We start from the raw sequence: 19136 nt of genomic DNA on the forward strand, positions 1-19136 counted from the left end.
AGGAGCCATTATGAGATTTAACCCATCATTTAGCACTGCTAATTTAAAAAATCGTTTGATCACAATTAACCCAATTGTGGCTTTTGCGTCATTAGTCATCATTATGTTTTTATCGATTTTTTTACTGCCATTCATCTTACTTTTTGCAGTATTAAGCTTTATCACCATGCAGATTTTAGGGCGTAGATTTACTGCTAGAATGCAGCCATTTGCGGCAAGGGCACAGCAACAGTATCAGGATATTTATCAAGGTCGTAGTGATATACAACGTGAGCAACGTGCACCTTTCACCGATATGTTTTCATCTCAAGCTAACAAGCCATCTCACCACAGTGGTCGCACATTCGAGCATCAAGCAGATTAATTAAGAAGTCACTGACTCGCTTAATGGATTCGCCCCATTGGTTAGCCTGGCATCACAGTCAGGCTTTTTGCTAAGTTCTAAGCTAATTTGCACATCAATGACTGGTCTCAACATTGCTCAACATTGCTCAACATTGCTCAACCTTAGGCATCAGATAAGCAAACGCTTAGCTTCTAATAACGCCGTTAACTCATCTTCAGAAGGGGTTAGCTCAATCACCCGCTCAATTTGCATTAATAGTGATTGCCATAATGGCTCAATCACTTGCAGCTGAATCTCGTTACTATTTTGCATTGCATGAAGTTTAGCTTGAGTCAGTAAATAGGCTGATTGCATCACATCAATTCTACCTAAAATCCCATCAGCCAACGCCACACTAAGCTCAATCATTGCGGCCACATTATGGCCATATTTAATCACATCATGCAGATAAGCTTCCGCTTTGACTAATGCCTCCTTAGAAGCACAATCATCATGCAATATTTGCGTTGCGCAGTGCAGCATGGCATCTAACTGACCTTGGCTTGCGGCCTCTTGTAACCATCTGTCACTTTCAGCCTCATCCTGCTGGCAACCTTCACCATTAGCAAGCATTAACGCCAAGTGATACATGGCATGCGGGTAGCCAGATTGCGCAGCTTTATTGACCCACAGATAGGCTTGCTCAAGCTGTTGCGACTGATAAAACAGCACCCCTAAGTTCGACATGGCTTCAACATTTTCAGCCTCAGCAGCTTGGGTCAGTAATGTCTGCGCTTTGGCCAAATCTACCTTAAATGCTTGGCTTCCCACCAAATAGAAATACCCCAACAAAGCTTGTGCTTCAACCACGCCAACACTTGCCGCTTTGGCAATGAAAAGCTCGCCCTGCTTACTTTGTGCTTTTTGTTGAGCTTGAGCATCCTCTTTTGATGGGTGTGCGTTTGCCACAGCAGAAATCTGATCATAACCATGTAAAAGGCTCACGCCATGCTCAAATAATGCAGCATCTTCAAAGGGTGCAGCCTGAGCAAACCAGTAAGCAGCCTGACTGAACAAACGCTGCACTTCTGCAGCAGTATTATCTACTGACGTTTGATCAAGGCTTACGGTATTGGCTTGTTCTTGTGCCATTAACGCTTGGGCTTTAAACGACATGGCCACCAAATATTGCGCATGGTGATCATTGTGCATCATGGCGCGATAACACAAGTCACGTCCGGCAAATGAATCAAAGGCCACAAAGCGATATTTAGGTAAAGCCTGCTCACATAGCTGAGCAGAAACTTTGCTGACTAAAGCCAATATTTGATGAATAGACTTTTCCGCAAGCGCCACTAACTGTGCTTGAGTTAAATGGTATTTTTCAGGATGAGCACCGCGATTACCGTCTGCCCGAAGCTTATGCATTGCACGAATGGCGGTCACATCAAGCAATCGATGTTGATTCAATTGCTCAATGCGATCATACAAATTAGGACTGGTAAATTGCAGCTGTTGTTGCTTAGCCACTAATGCAGCTAATTTATGAGTAAAACTGCGGACAAATACCAACGCTTGAGTGGGAATATCCCTGACATAACTTTTCGCACAGGCATAATCCTCACCCAGCTCCGTTGAGAATTGACTAACAAACTCAATATCGGTTATCAAACAATTCCCCTTCAAAGCTTTTATCTAGCCAACTTAACTAGATTTCAGTGTGATCATCTTCTGCTGGCTCATCAGTCACAGGCTTACTCACCATGTATAAACGGAATAAGGCGACGTTAACGAATAAACCGAAGAAAGCAAAAATAGTGTCGGAAATAAGCTGTAATGGAAATCCTACTGGCGCTACCGTTTGCGATATTGCGCCGCCAATTACAGATAGTGGCAAATAAAGCATTAATATTGTTATGGTTTTTAACACTATAGGACCAGAAAATACAAAGCTGCGTTTCATGGCTTCAAGCGGGGTTAGCTGCTCAACAATTACCATAAAATTGACAAAAGCAAGGCGCGCAAATAGATAAAAGCTAATGACTAAGCCTACCAACCAAAAAGACCCAAAAGCCGCAAACAGCATAAATGGCAACAGAATCGCAATACCAGAGAAAACCCCCGCAAGTAATAACGGCGGCACATATTGGAAGCTTTGCTTCATTACCATAGCAGGGGTGACATCATGCCCGCGAGAGCGAACATCTAAATACAAGGTTAACGCCGCAATTAAAAATGAAAACACAATTAATAACAGCATCATGGCTGCGGCATGAATACCACCAAATTGTGGGTTTTCAACATCAGCGTTCAACATTTCATTACCCAACCATAATTGGATAACCACTTGAATAAGTAAAAGCGGAAACGTTAGCGCCGCCAATTGCTGTAGATGATTACGAAAAAAATTATAAGCTTCAGTCAATATCGCTGACAGTGACATAAATATGATTCCAAAAACGACTTTAATTAATATGCGGCTAAGGATACCCAAAAACGATTGAATTTGCACAAATCAATCTTTAGTTATGTCGTAAAGATGTAAAAAAAGTTAACATGCGCAATGATTGTATTTACCGAAGGATTGATTGTATGAATCGCTTGATCATTGCTAGCACTATTTTATCTGCCACATTATTAACCTCGCCAGCCCAAGCGGGATGGTTAGACAAGGTCACCGACACAGCGGCTAAAACCGTTACTGAAAACTCAGGTGTTGCTGGCGGTTTTGCGGATAACGCTCTTGTGGGTAATGTGATGTCACAACTAGGCTTGAATGAGACACAAGCTGCGGGCGGTTTAGGTTCATTACTTAGCTTGGCGCAATCAAATTTAGGCGATAATGATTTTAGCCAGCTTAGCGACAGTATTCCGGGTACCGATGCCTTACTTGCTGCCGTGCCTAGCTTAGATTCAAGCTCTGGCATGTCAGGTTTACTATCTAAGGCCGGTGATATTGGTGCCTCACTGCAAGGCAGTGCCATGGTATATGACACGTTCGAAAAGTTGGGTATTTCAAAAGATTACATTGTCCCTATGGTAGATATTGCCAAACAATATCTACAAAGCCAATCTGGCGATGGCACAGTTGATTTGTTAATGAAAGGCCTAGGCTCTATTTTATAACAGTCTATTATTCGATAAGTTTTAGCCAAAGGTTTCATTATAAGGCTTATTAGAAACTGACTTAACGAGGTTAATTTAACTCTGCTGTTAACGCGGTTTAGATAACAAACCTAAACATAAATTAATGCCGAGCTCGTCGCTCGGCATTGTTGTTTTTGCTACGATAAAGTATCTGTGCACCTTGAGGGGCTATTATGATCGCCAAATTGAAACAATTTCTTCAATCACACTCACAAGCTATCAGCCCTGAAGACAAAGCCAAACAGCTTAATTTAGCCGCAGCAACATTATTGCTTGAAGTGGTTTATGCCGATGAAACCTTCAATCAGTTCGAAATTGAGCTACTGCCACAAATGTTGATGGATACCTTAGGGACCTCTCAAACTCAGGCCCAAGAATTAATTGCTGAGGCTACCAAAGTGCGCGGTAATGCTACGTCCTTATTTGAATTTACCGCTGAAATTAACGAGCAATTTAGCTTAGAAGAAAAACAGCAATTATTGCTAGCCATGTGGCGTCTAGCTTATGCAGATGGTGAATTGTCGCAATATGAAGACCAAATCATTCGCCGCACCTCAGATTTACTTTATCTCAAGCACAGCGAACTGATTCAAATGCGTAATATTGCTATTCAGCAAACAACCTCTGATTAATCATCATAAAGGCTAATTAGGTTGATTTTAAGCTCAAAAAATCAGCTTAACACTAGATTTGCTGCACTGTTTTACGCTGCAAGTGCGTCTTTTGCCACCACATGAATGGCGCAATAATCGCGACCAATATCATGGCATAAAGCATGTTATCTGCCAGCGCGATACCTAGCCCAATACAAAAAACACAGCTTGTTAGCACCAACAGCCAATAGCGCTTGCTGAGCAATTTAAGCGCTGACAGCATGGTTAATAGGTAAATAATCACAAACACGCCATTACTCCAAGCAATCAGCTTTTCTAAATCTTGGCCGCTAAAAAAAGTCAGTATAATGACCACAGCCATCGCACCTAAAATAGCAAACAGTGCTCTAAAAGGCACACCGTGTTGATTTAACTTATCAAAGTAACTTGGCAAAATACCTTCTTTACTAAAGCTCCACAACAAACGAGACGCACTCGCAGCATACACATTCACAGTCGCTAAACCACTGGCAATTCCTAAAATGCCAATAACTTTAGCGCCATAACCCTGTAAAAAACTTTCATTAAGCAAATAATCAAAAGCGCTGATCATCGCCACTCCGCTTTTGTCTGTTGGTACCATTAACAATAAAAACGTACAAGCAAGGTAGATAACCCCACTAGCGCAGTGCCCATCAAAATGGCCGGTAGCATGTCTTTTTGTGGGTGGCGAAAATCTCCGGCTAAATGGGTCATGGCTTCAATCCCCAAAAAGCTCCAAAATCCAATCCCCATAGCTAACATCACAGTACTCACTTGCGGATGACTAGCTTGATTGAACGACTCTAGTTGATCTGCATTAAGCCCACTTGCGCCAAATAATAATGCCACCACAAAGACTATTGCCAAGGTTAAACCAAACTGTAACTTAGCAGAGACTTGAATACCGCGGATATTGAGCAGCAATAGCATTAACACAACCAATAGCTCAGCGACCAATTGCCAGCCATTTTGCAGTGACACTAAGGCGTTCATAAATTGAAATGTCATTAAAATTGCGGCTGGCGCACCAATAGGGATCACCAATAAAAAAATTAATCCAATGGTGCGTCCAGCAGTTTGACCAAAGGCCTTTTCAACAAAATAAGCCGGCCCAGCAGCATGAGGAAAACGCCCCGCGAGCAAACCAAACACTAAGGCAACGGGCAAAATAGCCACAGTTAAAATTAACCAAGCTAGTAAGGCGCCCGAGTCGGCTACCGCAATGGTCATTTGCGGTAAAATAAATACCCCTGTACCCAACAAGGTAGTAGCCATTAATCCGGCGCCTTGCCAGCGGCCGATCGTTGCAGTTATTTGATTCATTCTCATGCCCAGTAGTGTTATCTTGCCCTAGTATAAATTGCCTTTTGATTACATTCTGCGAAATGTTATCGCCAAGTTGCGCGCAATGTCCGACATTTTGCCGGACTTTACAAACAATACCGCCAAAATGACGGCATTGAATATGGAACTAAATATGGACAAGTTTGATAAGGCCATCATTAATCAATTGCGTCACAATGCACGCCAAAGTGTTTCAACTATTGCGGAACAGGTCAACTTATCCCGCAGTGCAGTTACCGACAGAATTAAAAAGCTCGAAAGTAATAGGGTAATTCGTGGGTATCTGGTACTACTGAGTGAGTCTCAAAAAGCGGTCGTCTCGGCGTATTTTGAAATTCAACATCAATGTGCCCGTTGTGCAGATGTGGTACATGTTTTTCACACAATCCCCGAAATTATTTCTTGTCATGGCATAACCGGCGAGATGGATTTGCTGGTTTATGTACGCTGTGAGTCAATGCAACGTTTGCATGAAATACGTGAACATATTGATGCACAGGACGATATTATCAAAGTGAACTCCCCCGCGACATCGCTTCGCTCGGATCACCAGGTTTTCTCGACAGATTCGATAAAAACCCATGTGGTACTCAGTGAATGGATTAACAATCACCCTTAAGTTGAATCTGAATGATTTCCCCTAAAAACAAAAACCAGTCATATAAATGACTGGCCTGATGATTCATATGGCTCAAACATTAAGCTAATTGCTGCCCTATCTCTAGGCCTTTACCACGTAAATCAATCAGTTTGTCCGTTAAGCCAGACATATCCATTTTAATAATACCGGCTTTATTAGCAAGCACAGCCAGCCAAGCAGTGAAAGGCTCTTCACCACGGTCATCATCCCAATGGGTGAAAATTTGATTCGACAAATAAATTATCACGGCTAATTTTGAAGCTGGCTCGGCCAATAAAGGATTACGCTGAAACTCAATACCCGCAACTAAAGAGGGCGCGAATTTCCAGTTGTTTGCCAATAATGCGCCCACTGATGGCGAATCAAACCCCAGTAGCTTAGTTTCTAAATCTTGCGTGTCGCCCCCCTGCTCAGCCGCGGCACGAATTTGTGCAGCTAAAGAGGGCTCAACCGTTGCAATTAACAAATCACCAATGCGATGCAATATACCGCAGGTAAATGCCTCGTCAGGTCCGACACCACAGCGTTTAGCCAACTCTTGACTATATAAAGCCACTTCAAAGGTTTCTCCCCAAAAAGCCGCTAAATCAATACCCTCAACTTTAGGAATAGCGCCAACAACAGCGGAGGCTATCACTAGGGTACGCAATGTTTGCATTCCTAAGCGGATCACTGCATCCTCAATCGAGCCCACTTCACGACTGCGACCAAAATGGGCTGAGTTAGCTAAACGCAGCACCCGCGCGCTAATTAATGGATCTTGAGCCACTTTGGCAGAAATACTTCTTATCGAACTGCTTTCATCATTTACAGCTTCTAATAATTCACTAATTGCTTTAGGTAAGCGAGGTAACTCATCAACTCTATTTAACAATGCCGCAGACTGCATATCTGTTCTCCTTGTTGTATCCAAACAACCTTTCCAATAGCACGCTTACTTAAAATTGTTCAGTTAATAGATTTATACAAATCCTATAACTAACATTAGCACAACAAAAATACAGTCAACTGATTTTTTACTGAATTTTGTAGATGAACAATTTATGACATCTTTCAAATAAATAACGCTTAAATCTTAGATATAGCCATCGCTAAAGGTTACACTTAAACAGATTTTTTAATGCAGGTAAGTCTTGATATGCAACAGCAGAGCAGTGCCGATATAAACCTATTATGGGGTCAGTTGATCCTAGAAGAATTAACCCGTTTAGGGGTTAAACATGTGTGCATGGCACCGGGGTCCCGTTCAACCCCATTAACCCTAGCCGCAGCGGCGCAAACATCATTAACTCGTCATGTTCATTTTGATGAACGTGGCCTAGGTTTTATGGCCTTAGGATTAGCCAAAGCAACTAATGCACCTGTGGCAATCATTACCACCTCAGGAACAGCAGTTGCCAATTTATATCCAGCCATTGTTGAGGCATGGTTAACCCATGTGCCTTTAATTGTATTGTCAGGCGACCGCCCTAGCGAATTAATTGATTGTGGTGCGAATCAAGCTATTATCCAGCCAGCAATTTTTGCTAATTATGCTGCACAAGTTAACTTACCTACACCAGACTTAGCCTTTCCAGCCAGTGCATTACTGACAACGATTGACCAAGCTATCAGCCAACATCGCCAGCCAGTGCACATTAACTGCATGTATCGTGAACCTTTTTACCCCAATAAAGTCACGAGTTTGCCGCAAACGTTAAAGCAGGCTCCTGTGGTTATTGAGCAATACTTAACACCAATAAGAGCTTGGCTAAATCATCGACATCCTTACAGTTTGTACCACCCACAACAGGGCGCGGTGTTACCGACGGATGACAGCCTGAAGCGCTTTGCTCATGGTAAAGGGGTCATCGTAGTCGGTACATTGTCACCACAAGATAAGCCTGAACAAATTATCGACTTAGCCCAAAAGTTAGCGTGGCCGATTGTGGTCGATGCCCAGTCACAATTGCGTCAACATTCCAGCGTGATAGGCCATGTTGATCAACTGCTACTTAACCCCAAAGCCGCCAAATTACTTGAGCAGGCCGACAGGGTGTTAGTGTTTGGTGGCCGCTTTATTTCTAAACGCCTAATCAACTTTTTGGCCAACCAAACATGGCATTGCTACTGGCAGGTATTGCCTAGCGCAAGCCGTTTAGATCCTAGCCATCAAAGCAAACAGATTTGGCAAACCAGTGTTAGCAATTTTAGTGCGTTGAACTGGCCTCGTTCGTCTAGCGCAGACTGGGGGATAGCGCTACTCAAACACAATGAAGTATTAGAAGCTTTATTTGAGCAACATATTGACCAAACACACTTTGGAGAAGCGCAAACCATTCGCTGGGTGGCGAAACAGCAAAGCGCCGAACATATATTGTTTATAGGTAACAGCTTGCCCATCCGCTTATACGACATGTACGCTCCAATTGGACCTGCATTACCTCAAATTTATACCAACCGTGGTGCATCAGGCATTGATGGCATTATTGCCACCAGCGCAGGAATAGCACTCGATCAACAACGGCCAATGACCCTGATCATTGGGGATATTTCTTGTTTACACGATATCAATTCATTGGCCATGTTAAAGCAAGTTACCAGCCCGTATGTGTTGATTGTATTAAATAACGATGGCGGCAATATTTTTAACTTGTTGCCCGTACCAACAGAAGAACTCAGAGCTGACTTTTATCGTTTATCACACGGATTAGAATTTGGTTATGGCGCAGCCATGTTCGGCTTAGCTTACAGGCAGGTTGACGATTTACAGTCACTCACCGAAGCCTACCAAGAAGCAATGGAGTTTAATTATGCCAGCGTGATTGAGGTGAATGTCAGCCCAAATCAAGCTAGCGATCAAATCAGCCAAATCAGTCAATGGGTGAGACAACACTAATGACCGCAATTAACCGCTTCGGTAATCCAGATTTACCCGCCATGGTTTTTTTGCATGGTTTTATGGGAGCAAAAGATGATTGGCAAGCACTCATGCCAATCTTAAGCCAACATTATCATTGTATCTGTTTAGATTTACCCGGCCATGGCAGTAATCATTTGCCGCTGCCTACCCCTGGGTTTATGGCTAGTGCACAAGATATTGTTGATAAAGTAACTCAACTGGGTTACCAACAATTTCATTTAGTGGGTTATTCATTAGGCGGGCGTATCGCTTTGCACATTGCCAAGTTCTACCCAAAATCATTATTAAGTTTAACCTTAGAATCGGCGCATCCTGGGCTAAAAACCGCGACAGAAAAACAACAACGCCAACTAAGTGATAAGCAGTGGGCAGATAAGTTGATACACATGCCATTGCCACAGTTTTTATCCCAGTGGTACCAACAAGCCGTGTTTGCGGATTTAACGGCACAGCAACGGCAACAACTGATTGAAAAGCGCCAGTGGAATAATCCGCAGCAATTACAACAATGTTATCTAGCAACTTCATTAAGCTTGCAGCAAGATTGCCGCGATGTATTGAGTCAATTACCTTGCCCAAGCTTTTTTATTGCCGGAGAGCATGACCATAAATTTCAAGCACTCGCTAAAGATTGGCAACAGCACTTAGCCAGTACGTCAACCCAGTTACAGTTATCGATAATTAACGGCGTGGGTCACAATATTCATGCAATGCAGCCGCAAGTGTTCAGTGACAGGTTATTATCTTTGCTTAACCCTGAGCATTAAGCAGACGCCAACTTACTTAGGCAGGTTATATCAATCACAGTAAATAAGTGGACAGAAATAGCAGAGGAAAATGCCTTTTTATCCGGTATTTTCACAAGCTAGCATGACCCGTAATTTATTAGGGTTGGTATTATTTAAGAGAACAAATTTATGCCAATGATCACCGCATTTGAGCTTTATCAATATCAAATTGATTTAACCCCGCCCTTACCTGTTGCTAAACAGCGCATTGACCATCGCCTTGGGTTCATTGTCATCATGATGTTAGATGACAAACATCAGGCTTTTGCTGAAATATCCCCACTGACAGGCATTGATATTGAAGGTTTACCATTAACAGGTTTTAGCACTGAAACCCAAGAGCAGGTCAAAGCTGAGCTATTACAGATTAAAAACCAACTCGTGCAGCAGCCATTATCGCAACTCACCAAGTTAATTGAACAAAACAGCCGTTTTACCGGACAGCAGAGGCAGTTTGCCTCTATTCAATTTGGGTTAAGTGTCCTTGCGGCAAAATGCCAACAACAACTCCCCGCTCGCCAGCTGCCTCAGGCGGCCATTCCATTACTGTATTGTGGTTTAACCCAAACTGAAATTGATAACAAACTTGCGGATTTAGAGCATATACACAGCGTCAAAATAAAAGTGGCACAAACCGATATGCAAAGTGAAATTGCATTTGTGCATCAAGTTTTAGCTCGCAAGCCCGAGTTAACCTTAAGATTAGATGCCAATTGTGGCTTTACTCCTGAACAGGCTATCGACTTTTTAGCCTGCTTGCCCAAACAGCAAATTGAGTACATTGAAGAACCTTGCATTCACAGCAAAGACAATCAGGTGGTCTATAACCAACTAGGCATAAAATATGCCTTAGATGAGAGCTTATTAGCAGCAGATATTGACTATCAAGCCTTACTCAAAACGCAACCGGGTATTGGTGCTTTAATTTTAAAACCTATGTTAATTGGCTCACTCGACTTGCTACAAGATATCGTCACCGAAGCCGAACATTGCAATGTGCGTTGCATTTTAAGCTCCAGCCTTGAAAGCGACGTTGGCATTGACGACCTTAGGTTAATTAGCCAAGCGTTAACACCAGATAACCCACCAGGGCTTGATACATTAAGCGCTTTTAATCAGCAATTACGTTTAGCCGATGGCTCACTTGACATGACACTTTTAAAAATCATTCAATAACCCTAAAGACTCTACGCCTGACAAAAGCATCTTAGTTAATCACAAGGTACTCGTTATGATGTTAACCCCCTTGCAGCAAGCTGCAATGACAACGCCCGATCATTCGGCACTTATCATCAACGGCCACCGCCAAAGCTATCAAAGCTGGGCGCAAGAAGTGCAGCAGCTGGCAGCGGTGTTACATGCAAAAGGGTTAACCCAAGGCAGTCTTGTTGGGGTCATTATTCCTATCCCATCGGCAAACAACGCCAGTACTCATCAACATCATTCAATCGCTGAACAAACCAAGCAAGTGATTAGTTTGTATTGGGCTTGCTGTGAAATCGGCGCGATATTTTTCCCTCTCAATGGCCGATTTGCCCAAAGCCAAATTAACCAACTACTTAACCGCTTTAATATTGGTTATCTGTGGGCAAGCGATAGCCAATTAAGCCAGCTAAAAGCGACATTAAATTCCAGTATCACCTTGCTAAACTCAGCAGAAATGGCCTTTCAAACTCAGCCACACTTCACCACAAGCAGCTTGACGGCCAACAAAATAAACCCACATTTACCCGCCAATGTCATTTTAACCTCAGGCTCAAGCGGTACCCCAAAGGCTGCGGTGCATTCACTGCTCAATCATATTGTCAGCGCCCAAGGCTCAAGCCGCGCGATACCATTAGCGGCTGATCATCGCTGGTTATTGTCTTTGCCCTTATTTCATATTGGTGGCCTAGCCATTGTTAATCGCTGCGCCTTAGCCAGTGCAACCCTTGTATTACAATCAGATAGCCAAACATTAGCCGAGCAAATGATTAGCGATGCAATCACCCATGTGTCTATGGTGCCAACTCAAGCAATCCAAATGATCAACCACACACCGGATGCATTAAACCAAGTAAAAGCCTTGCTATTAGGCGGCGGGGTGATTGAAAGCTCACTGATTTCACAACTTAAGCAGCAAGGTATTCATGCTTACACCAGCTACGGTATGACCGAGATGAGCTCGCAAATCACCACAGCCAAAGCCAATTTACAGCAGCATCATGGACGGCCATTATCGGGGCGACAGCTTAAATTAGTCGATGGCGTAATTTGGGTTAAAGGCGAGTGCTTGTTTCAAGGCTATTTAAGCTTTGAAGCAAAATCAAAAAGCTATCAAATACATCTGCCAGTTGATGAGCAAGGTTGGTTTTGCACCCATGATCGCGGCCAGTTGAATGACAAAGGCCAGCTAACCTTACTGGGCCGTGCCGACAATATGTTTATCTGCGGCGGTGAAAATATTCAACCAGAAGAAGTCGAATCGGTATTACTGCAACACCCTTTAGTTAATCAGGCCATTGTATTTGGCCAAGCTGATGCCAAGTTTGGCCTGCTGCCTGCCGCCATTATCGGCTATAACACCACTGATTTGCCGACAGATATTGAACAACAACTGGCACAGATGGTCAGCCAACAACTAGCCAGCTTTAAAAGACCAAGACAGTTTTTCAATTGGCCAGCCATCGCCACTCAAGGATTGAAAATCAACCGTAAACAGATGATAGCCGCAGTGTCTTCTCATCACTTAGCTGACAAAGATACACCACAAAGTCACCACGACTAATGGCCCACTTTAGCGTTATAGATAGAATATGATAATGCTAAAAGCATACAAATTAAGGCTGGGATAAATAACGCATTAAAGTGAAATAGGCTAAATAAAAAAGCGCCACACGTGCCGCCCAAAGTAAAGCCGACAATGATTAATAAAAATAATAGCGCCTTTCTTTTATCAAATTGCTCTCCACGTAACTTTGCACCCAACATGATACCTAAATCGGTAAAAATCCCGGTTACATGGGTGGTTCTGATCACCGCGCCACTGTAAGTGGTTGCCAATGCATTTTGCAGTCCACACGCAGCGGAAGCAAAATAATGGCCGCTCATAGAATCTTTACTCAAAAAGTAAATCGCGCCCAATATCAATATTGCCTCTAACAAGAGCAAGCCAGAGTAATTACGTCCTAGCCGTAACGCCCCGCCGCGCAAAAAGAACCCTGAAACCGCAGCTCCCACAAGAAAACTAAGCAAAATCATTGCAAAATAAAAAACATCGCTGAAGGTTGAGTTAACCATTCCCGTGCCGAGCAAGGTAGCAGTACCCGATAAATGTGAAATGGATTGATGCTTAAAACCTAACAAACCAATGGCGTTAATTAAGCCTGCCACCAAGGCAAGTAAAAACGATCCATATTCGACCCAGCGGGGCAACTTTGAAATCACAAACAGTCCTTAAGAAGCTAGAATACTGAGCAAATTATAGATAATAACAACGGCATAGCCATTAAGTGACACCAACAGCCATACTATAGCAAGTGTTATAAATAACAGGTCAATCTGACTTGTGAACTCTATGGCGCGCCACTAAATCCAAGCGGCCAATTGCTCCTTAGTGGGAACACTGCCTTTGTGAACCACTTTATCATCCACCACCACTGCCGGGGTACTCATGACTCCATAAGCCATAATTTGTGCCGCATCGGTGACTTTTTCAATATTAACCATCACTGATTTTTCATCGGCAAGGGTTTGCACTAGTTGTGCAGTTTCAAGACACTTTTTACAACCTGAACCTAAAATTTTAATGGTTTTCATAATGCAGCCTCAATCAATTAGTGTTGATAAGGGAAGGATAAAAATGGCGTAAAGGCATTAAACAGCCAACCGACAAGAGTAAACGAAATCAATAACATGCTGAACAATATTGCTAATAATCGCCACTGCATGACTTGTTTAAGTAGAATAAACTCAGGAAAACTTGCCGCCACTGTGCTCATGCAAAAGGCCAGTGTAGTGCCAATGGGTAGCCCATTTACAATTAAACTTTCCATCACAGGGATCACGCCTGTGGCATTTGAATAAAGTGGAATTCCAAGTAACACAGCAACAGGTACAGACCACCATTGACCGTCACCCAGATGCGCCTCTATCCAACCATCAGGTACAAAACCGTGTAGCGCAGCACCAAGCCCTACGCCAATAATCACCCACTTCCACACCCTTGAAAAAATGTCGATCATTTCTATTTTGGCAAATTGATGCCTTTGTTGCAGCGACATGCTTGGTGTGACAGCAATACAAGAAGAAACTGCATCGTTTTGTTGAGCGCGCTTTAACGCATCAGCAGCAAAAGATTGCAGCCAACGCTCGGCCTTAATCGCATCCAGAAAAAAGCCGCCGAGCATGCCGACACTCATCCCCACCACAACATACAAGATGGTAAATTTTACCCCTAGCAGGCTCATTAGTAGCAATATCGCCACTTCGTTGATCAGCGGTGAAGTAATCAAAAAGCTCATAGTGATCCCAAGAGGAATACCGGCAGAAGTGAATCCTAAAAATATTGGAATACTTGAGCAGGAACAAAATGGCGTAACCACCCCAAAACCTGACCCCATTAAATAGCCCAAGCCTTTCGGTTTTCCGGCAAGATAATCTCTGACCCGCTCAACGTTTAGTGACGCTCTTATTAGGGCAATCAGGTAAATCATCACCAATAATAAGGCAAAAATTTTAGTCACATCCTCGACAAAAAAATGCAACGCACTGCCAAGCTTGGTTTGAGACGACAAACCAACAAGATCATAAATAAGCCAAGATGCAAAATCAGTAAAAATCTGAAACATAAGCTGGCGCTCAAAAAAGCATCATAGGATTACAATAGCGGATTATTTCCATGGCGTATCTGAGCTAGATCGCGATTTAACGGGATAAAAAAATGCGCTGGCAGAATAAGCGCAGCGCATTTGGTTGATGTTACCAATCACTATGAGTCGGTGATTGGCATCAAGGTGTTATGGATTAAAACTTGACCTCAAAGGCTAAACCAAAGTGGCGTCCTTCACCAATAGTGACATCTGTATTGGTGCCGCCATCAAGGTAGTCAGTATCAAATAGGTTCTTGACGTTAAGGCGCAAGTTCATATCAACATTGTTCACCGCAAAGTTGTACGCTGCCCCAAAGTCAAAACGAACATACCCCTCTTTCACAATGGTATTTTGCGTGTTGGCAAAACGCTCACCAACATACACAGCACCAAAGTTTAATGCCACATCATCGGTCACTTCATAACGCGTCCACACATTGGCCGACCATTTAGGTGCATCAACTGGCGTTTTACCATCTAACTGAGCCGTATCTTCTGCACTGGTAATGTACTGTGCATCAAGGAACATCATTGAACTAGTGATAAATAAATTATCAGTCACCGCCCCTTGAGCGCCGACTTCAAAGCCTTGATGACGCTGCTTACCGCTTTGAGTCGTAATAAAGTCTTTATCACCAATAGGCTGCGCTAATTCTTCACGAACTGTCACATTGGTTACCCTAGTGTCAAACACCGCACCAGTTAACATTAAACCACCATCAAACAGCTCCCATTTGGTGCCAATTTCGAACTGCTCACCGTATTCAGGATCAAGATTCATTCCTTCATTGACATCATTATCGCTAGTGACAATCGATTGCGGTTCAAAACTTTTTGAATAATTGACATAAATACTGCCGTTATCCGCTGGAGAATAAACCACGCCAAACTTAGGTGAAACAGAGTAACTATCTTGCCCTGCTCCCTCTCTTTTTTGTTCGTCGTAACGTAAGCCTGCTAGTACTTGCCACTGATCATTGATGGTCATTAAATCTTGAATATAGAAACCGTAATGCTTGTATTTAGATTGACTACTGATGTCACCATTACGGTAATCTAAATCAGGTCTTGGCACTGATTCACCCGGCATTATATGCTGGTTTTTCTCACCATCTTGTCGCATTTGACCATAATAATAATCCAATATATTGGCACCGATTAATAACTTATGCTCAACACCAAAGCCGGATAGTTCACCCGTAAAATCGATATAAGCCGTTTTATGCTGCCAGTCATCGTGACGGTCAAATGCATTAAGATAGTAGCCATCTTCAAACGGATTTTTCGACCCTGTCATCAACCTTGGTGACGAATCCAAACGCTGACGTGTAAAGGTTTGATGGTTATAACCTGTCTTCATGGTCCAATCGTAAGAAATATGCCAGGTTAAATCAGCACCTAGGTTTTGTACTTCATTATCAGTAAATGCCCATGACATATCCCAAATGTCATCTCTACTACCAATCACCTTACCATTGTCATCTAACCAAGCTCCGCTATCTAGACCTGTTTTATCTTGGGTATAGTCGTACTTTAGCGACAACATCACATCATCAGTTAAATCAAATTCAAGGTTTAAGTAGCCCAAAAAGCGGTCACGCTCTTGCACAGCATCATCATCTTGATACTCGCGCCAGTATTTAGTGTCTTGCTTAACTAACACAGTTCGATAACGCATAGTTTGTGCTTCATTCATGCTGCCGCCAGCATCTAACTGAATACGGGTAGAGCCATTTTCGTCAGTATCTAAAGCAACATCCAATAGGCGATCATAAGTTGGCTTTTTGGTCACCATGTTAATTAACCCACCAGGGCCAGATTGACCATAAAGCATGCTTGAAGGGCCTTTTAACACTTCTACTTGCTGCAGGGTTTCAATCGGTTGCACGTAATGAGAAAACTGTTGATGACCATTGATTAAAAAACCACTGCCAGAGGCTAATTCGAAACCACGAATATTGAAGACTTGGCGATTCCACTTTTCAGTACCTCCTGTCACACTGGAATCATTGACTAATACTTCAGACAAGTTTGTTGCTAATTGCTCGTCGGTTACAAAGCTTGGGATAACATTCACAGACTGCGGTGTGTCCATCAGATCGATATCACCACGCATCGCTCCTGATGCCGAACCCACTTTGTAATTATTAAAGTTCATACCTGTAATTTGAATACGTTCAATATTTAACGAGAAGTCTTCTCCATATTGTGCGCTTACGCTGGACTCTTCTGCTAAAGCAGCACTCACCATTAACCCACTTGTCATCAAAACAGAAGTAACCGCACACGCAATGGATGAAACTTTCATATAAACCCGACCTTAATAAAGAGAATTTGACAAAGGATAAACCTTAATGAGATAGATTATCATTTAGATTTAAATGGGTGTGAAGCAATAAAATAGCCTGAAATTGATTACTGTGATCTTAATCATCAACAGGTGAATGCTAACAAGAAAGCCGTTACACAAAACAACCGAACAATTAACCATTAGATAACAAAGGACTTTGAATCAATGAGTTAGCCTAAGATAAATAAAAGTGTGAACCGAACGAGGATATTGCTATTTATTGGACATCTTTACATTTCTTTAATTGAACACCCAAATGATATTGATTATCATTCGCCACTATCGATTTTAATAATGTATTTTTGCAAGTGTTTTAGTCACTAAAAATACCGCCAGAGAAAAACAAAAATGAAAGTAGTACCAGCATTAAAGTGGTTTCATAACTGGGTAGGTTTTTTTGTCAGTATCTCAATGTTTATTGTGCTCACGACAGGGGTATACCTTGGCAGTGTCGACATGCTTAAACGACTTGATGACCACGGCCAACAATTTCTACCACTTACCACGGCGCAAAAAGCACAAGTCGTTGAGCAGGTATTTGAACGCTACCCAGAGATGAGTACCGTACGTTTTCCAACTGAACACACACCTTATATTGAGGCCGCAACCAGAGGAAAATCTATCGCCCTAGACAACCAACTCAATGAGTTGTCAGTGCATTCCAATCGAGACATTCCTTTATACGCCACCATGTTTTGGCTACATCGTAATTTTTTAATTGGTGATGTAGGCAAATACATTAATGCATGGGCATCATTAGTGGCAGGCTTAATTGTATTGATTGGCGTTTATTTATGGTGGCGGGTACGAAAAACGTTTCGCTTAAAACACACTCTGCCAAGTGATACTCGTTCAAGCAGTTTAGTTAAAAGCCATATCCAAGTGGGACTATTTATCTCAGTGCCCTTATTTGTACTTTGTATTAGCGGTTTTTTAATTACCTACAAAGGTTTATGGGTAGATTATTTAAAGACAGCGCCTGCTACTGAGATTAATTATCCAACGAGTAACGCTCATGATTGGTATAACCAACTAAAAACCGCCCAAAGCCTATGGCCAGAATCCTTATTGGTTGCCGTTAGCAAGCCAATGAACCGCAAACCTGAAGCACAAGATAATCAATCGGCTAACGTAAAACCTCAACCACTGAGCTACAACATTCGTTTTGACAGCCACAGTGACGTTTGGTTAAGACAAGCTGACAGCATTACCATGAATTATGATACGGGTGAAATTGAAGCCGCTTTGAAACATAGTGATAGACCACTATCAGGACAAATAGCCAGCTTTGTCAGACCATTACACGATGCGCTAAATATGCCCTTTAGCTACGTGCTGCTTATTACCCTGATTTCATTTTTCACTATGATCATTTTACTGTTTAGCACAGTGACTTTTTACCGTCGTATTTTTAAGAAGAAAAAAGCCACAAGGTAATCAATCAGTAAACACAAAAAAAGCGGCTAATTAAGCCGCTTTTTTATTATGGATACAAGCCAGTTTATGCGTAAGAATGTGCGCCATGCTGGTGATCTGTCACATCACGAACACCGGTTAACTCTGTTGGGAAAAGATCTAATAATTGCTTTTCGATACCATCTTTCAAAGTGATATCAACTTGTGAGCAACCATTACAACCACCACCAAATTGTAGTACAGCTACGCCTTCGTCAGTCACTTCAACCAACATGATATTGCCACCATGGCTGGCTAGCTGTGGGTTAATTTCAGACTGAATGACATACTCGATACGCTCTTTTAATGGCGCATCATCAGCGACTTTACGCATTTTTGCGTTAGGTGCTTTCAGGGTTAATTGCGAACCAAGCTGATCCGTCACGTAATCAATGGTGGCCTCTTCTAAGAAAGGGGCGCTTTTTTCATCTACCATGGCGCTAAAACCATTAAATGGTAATTCAATATCATCAGCTTCTACTGCATCAGGCGGACAGTAAGATACACCACACTCTGCTTGTGCTGTGCCTGGACTAATAACGAAAACACGAATATGAGTGCCTTCTGCTTGATCTGCCAACAATTTAACAAAATGTGCCTGAGCTGCTTCGGAAATGGTGATCATAAAAACCTGGCTCCGTCAGGGTATACCTGAGTAAATTAGTAAGAAATTAGCCCTATGATACTCTCTGTTGGAGTG

The 19136-nt window shown here is 42.5% G+C and carries 17 protein-coding genes and 1 pseudogene; 9 read left to right on the forward strand and 9 right to left on the reverse strand.

The window, feature by feature from the left end:
* Positions 1 to 10: 10 nt before the first annotated feature.
* Complete coding sequence (locus HBH39_RS16450) at positions 11 to 364, forward strand: hypothetical protein (protein WP_167679730.1); 354 nt, start codon at positions 11 to 13, stop codon at positions 362 to 364.
* A gap of 150 nt (positions 365 to 514) precedes the next feature.
* Here HBH39_RS16450 and HBH39_RS16455 read toward each other — a convergent pair whose 3' ends face one another.
* Positions 515 to 2011: a DUF4145 domain-containing protein gene (locus tag HBH39_RS16455; protein ID WP_432280127.1), complete on the reverse strand. Its 1497-nt coding sequence runs from the start codon at positions 2009 to 2011 to the stop codon at positions 515 to 517.
* A 22-nt stretch (positions 2012 to 2033) separates the two neighbouring features.
* Positions 2034 to 2768, reverse strand: a complete 735-nt coding sequence (locus tag HBH39_RS16460; protein WP_167679732.1) for a hypothetical protein — start codon at positions 2766 to 2768, stop codon at positions 2034 to 2036.
* Between the two features lie 149 nt (positions 2769 to 2917).
* On the opposite strand from HBH39_RS16460, the gene HBH39_RS16465 reads away from it, so the two are divergent.
* Together HBH39_RS16465 and HBH39_RS16470 are read left to right on the forward strand one after the other, a co-directional pair.
* Entirely contained in the window at positions 2918 to 3451 is a 534-nt protein-coding gene (locus HBH39_RS16465; RefSeq protein ID WP_167679733.1) for a DUF2780 domain-containing protein, read from the forward strand.
* A 194-nt stretch (positions 3452 to 3645) separates the two neighbouring features.
* Positions 3646 to 4104: a TerB family tellurite resistance protein gene (locus HBH39_RS16470; RefSeq protein WP_167679734.1), complete on the forward strand. Its 459-nt coding sequence runs from the start codon at positions 3646 to 3648 to the stop codon at positions 4102 to 4104.
* Positions 4105 to 4156: 52 nt separating this feature from the next.
* Here HBH39_RS16470 and yjeH read toward each other — a convergent pair.
* Positions 4157 to 5430 (reverse strand): annotated as a pseudogene (gene yjeH, locus HBH39_RS16475) (L-methionine/branched-chain amino acid transporter).
* A gap of 154 nt (positions 5431 to 5584) precedes the next feature.
* Between yjeH and HBH39_RS16480 the strand changes: the two are divergent.
* A complete protein-coding gene (locus tag HBH39_RS16480) occupies positions 5585 to 6070 on the forward strand; it encodes an Lrp/AsnC family transcriptional regulator (RefSeq protein WP_167679735.1) in 486 nt (161 codons plus the stop codon).
* A gap of 79 nt (positions 6071 to 6149) precedes the next feature.
* Here HBH39_RS16480 and HBH39_RS16485 read toward each other — a convergent pair whose 3' ends face one another.
* Positions 6150 to 6980, reverse strand: a complete 831-nt coding sequence (locus tag HBH39_RS16485) for an HDOD domain-containing protein (RefSeq protein ID WP_167679736.1) — start codon at positions 6978 to 6980, stop codon at positions 6150 to 6152.
* Between the two features lie 249 nt (positions 6981 to 7229).
* Between HBH39_RS16485 and menD the strand changes: the two genes are divergently transcribed.
* The 4 genes from menD (at position 7230) to menE (ending at position 12548) form a co-directional block, all read left to right on the forward strand.
* Positions 7230 to 8969 (forward strand): 2-succinyl-5-enolpyruvyl-6-hydroxy-3-cyclohexene-1-carboxylic-acid synthase, encoded by a 1740-nt coding sequence (gene menD / locus HBH39_RS16490; RefSeq protein WP_167680126.1) that lies wholly within the window; start codon positions 7230 to 7232, stop codon positions 8967 to 8969.
* Entirely contained in the window at positions 8969 to 9760 is a 792-nt protein-coding gene (gene menH / locus HBH39_RS16495; RefSeq protein WP_167679737.1) for a 2-succinyl-6-hydroxy-2,4-cyclohexadiene-1-carboxylate synthase, read from the forward strand. Before menD ends, menH begins: the two co-directional genes overlap by 1 nt.
* Positions 9761 to 9910: 150 nt before the next feature.
* Positions 9911 to 10957, forward strand: a complete 1047-nt coding sequence (gene menC, locus HBH39_RS16500) for an o-succinylbenzoate synthase (protein ID WP_244325688.1) — start codon at positions 9911 to 9913, stop codon at positions 10955 to 10957.
* A gap of 55 nt (positions 10958 to 11012) precedes the next feature.
* On the forward strand, positions 11013 to 12548 hold the full coding sequence (gene menE / locus HBH39_RS16505) for an o-succinylbenzoate--CoA ligase (protein WP_167679738.1): 1536 nt from the start codon (positions 11013 to 11015) through the stop codon (positions 12546 to 12548).
* Here menE and HBH39_RS16510 read toward each other — a convergent pair.
* From HBH39_RS16510 to HBH39_RS16525, 4 genes are all read right to left on the reverse strand, one after another.
* Positions 12545 to 13207, reverse strand: a complete 663-nt coding sequence (locus HBH39_RS16510; RefSeq protein WP_167679739.1) for a YoaK family protein — start codon at positions 13205 to 13207, stop codon at positions 12545 to 12547. The two genes, menE and HBH39_RS16510, sit on opposite strands and share 4 nt — an antisense overlap.
* A 141-nt stretch (positions 13208 to 13348) precedes the next feature.
* Positions 13349 to 13579, reverse strand: coding sequence for a thioredoxin family protein (locus HBH39_RS16515; RefSeq protein WP_167679740.1), 231 nt, complete (start codon positions 13577 to 13579; stop codon positions 13349 to 13351).
* Between the two features lie 17 nt (positions 13580 to 13596).
* On the reverse strand, positions 13597 to 14610 hold the full coding sequence (locus tag HBH39_RS16520; protein ID WP_167679741.1) for a permease: 1014 nt from the start codon (positions 14608 to 14610) through the stop codon (positions 13597 to 13599).
* Between the two features lie 175 nt (positions 14611 to 14785).
* Positions 14786 to 16939 (reverse strand): TonB-dependent siderophore receptor, encoded by a 2154-nt coding sequence (locus HBH39_RS16525; protein WP_244325689.1) that lies wholly within the window; start codon positions 16937 to 16939, stop codon positions 14786 to 14788.
* A gap of 390 nt (positions 16940 to 17329) precedes the next feature.
* On the opposite strand from HBH39_RS16525, the gene HBH39_RS16530 reads away from it, so the two are divergent.
* Positions 17330 to 18418, forward strand: a complete 1089-nt coding sequence (locus HBH39_RS16530) for a PepSY-associated TM helix domain-containing protein (RefSeq protein ID WP_167679742.1) — start codon at positions 17330 to 17332, stop codon at positions 18416 to 18418.
* A gap of 64 nt (positions 18419 to 18482) precedes the next feature.
* Here HBH39_RS16530 and nfuA read toward each other — a convergent pair whose 3' ends face one another.
* Entirely contained in the window at positions 18483 to 19061 is a 579-nt protein-coding gene (gene nfuA / locus HBH39_RS16535; protein WP_167679743.1) for a Fe-S biogenesis protein NfuA, read from the reverse strand.
* Positions 19062 to 19136: the final 75 nt, after the last annotated feature.

The sequence above is a fragment of the Shewanella aestuarii genome (assembly GCF_011765625.1).
GTDB lineage: Bacteria > Pseudomonadota > Gammaproteobacteria > Enterobacterales > Shewanellaceae > Shewanella > Shewanella aestuarii_A.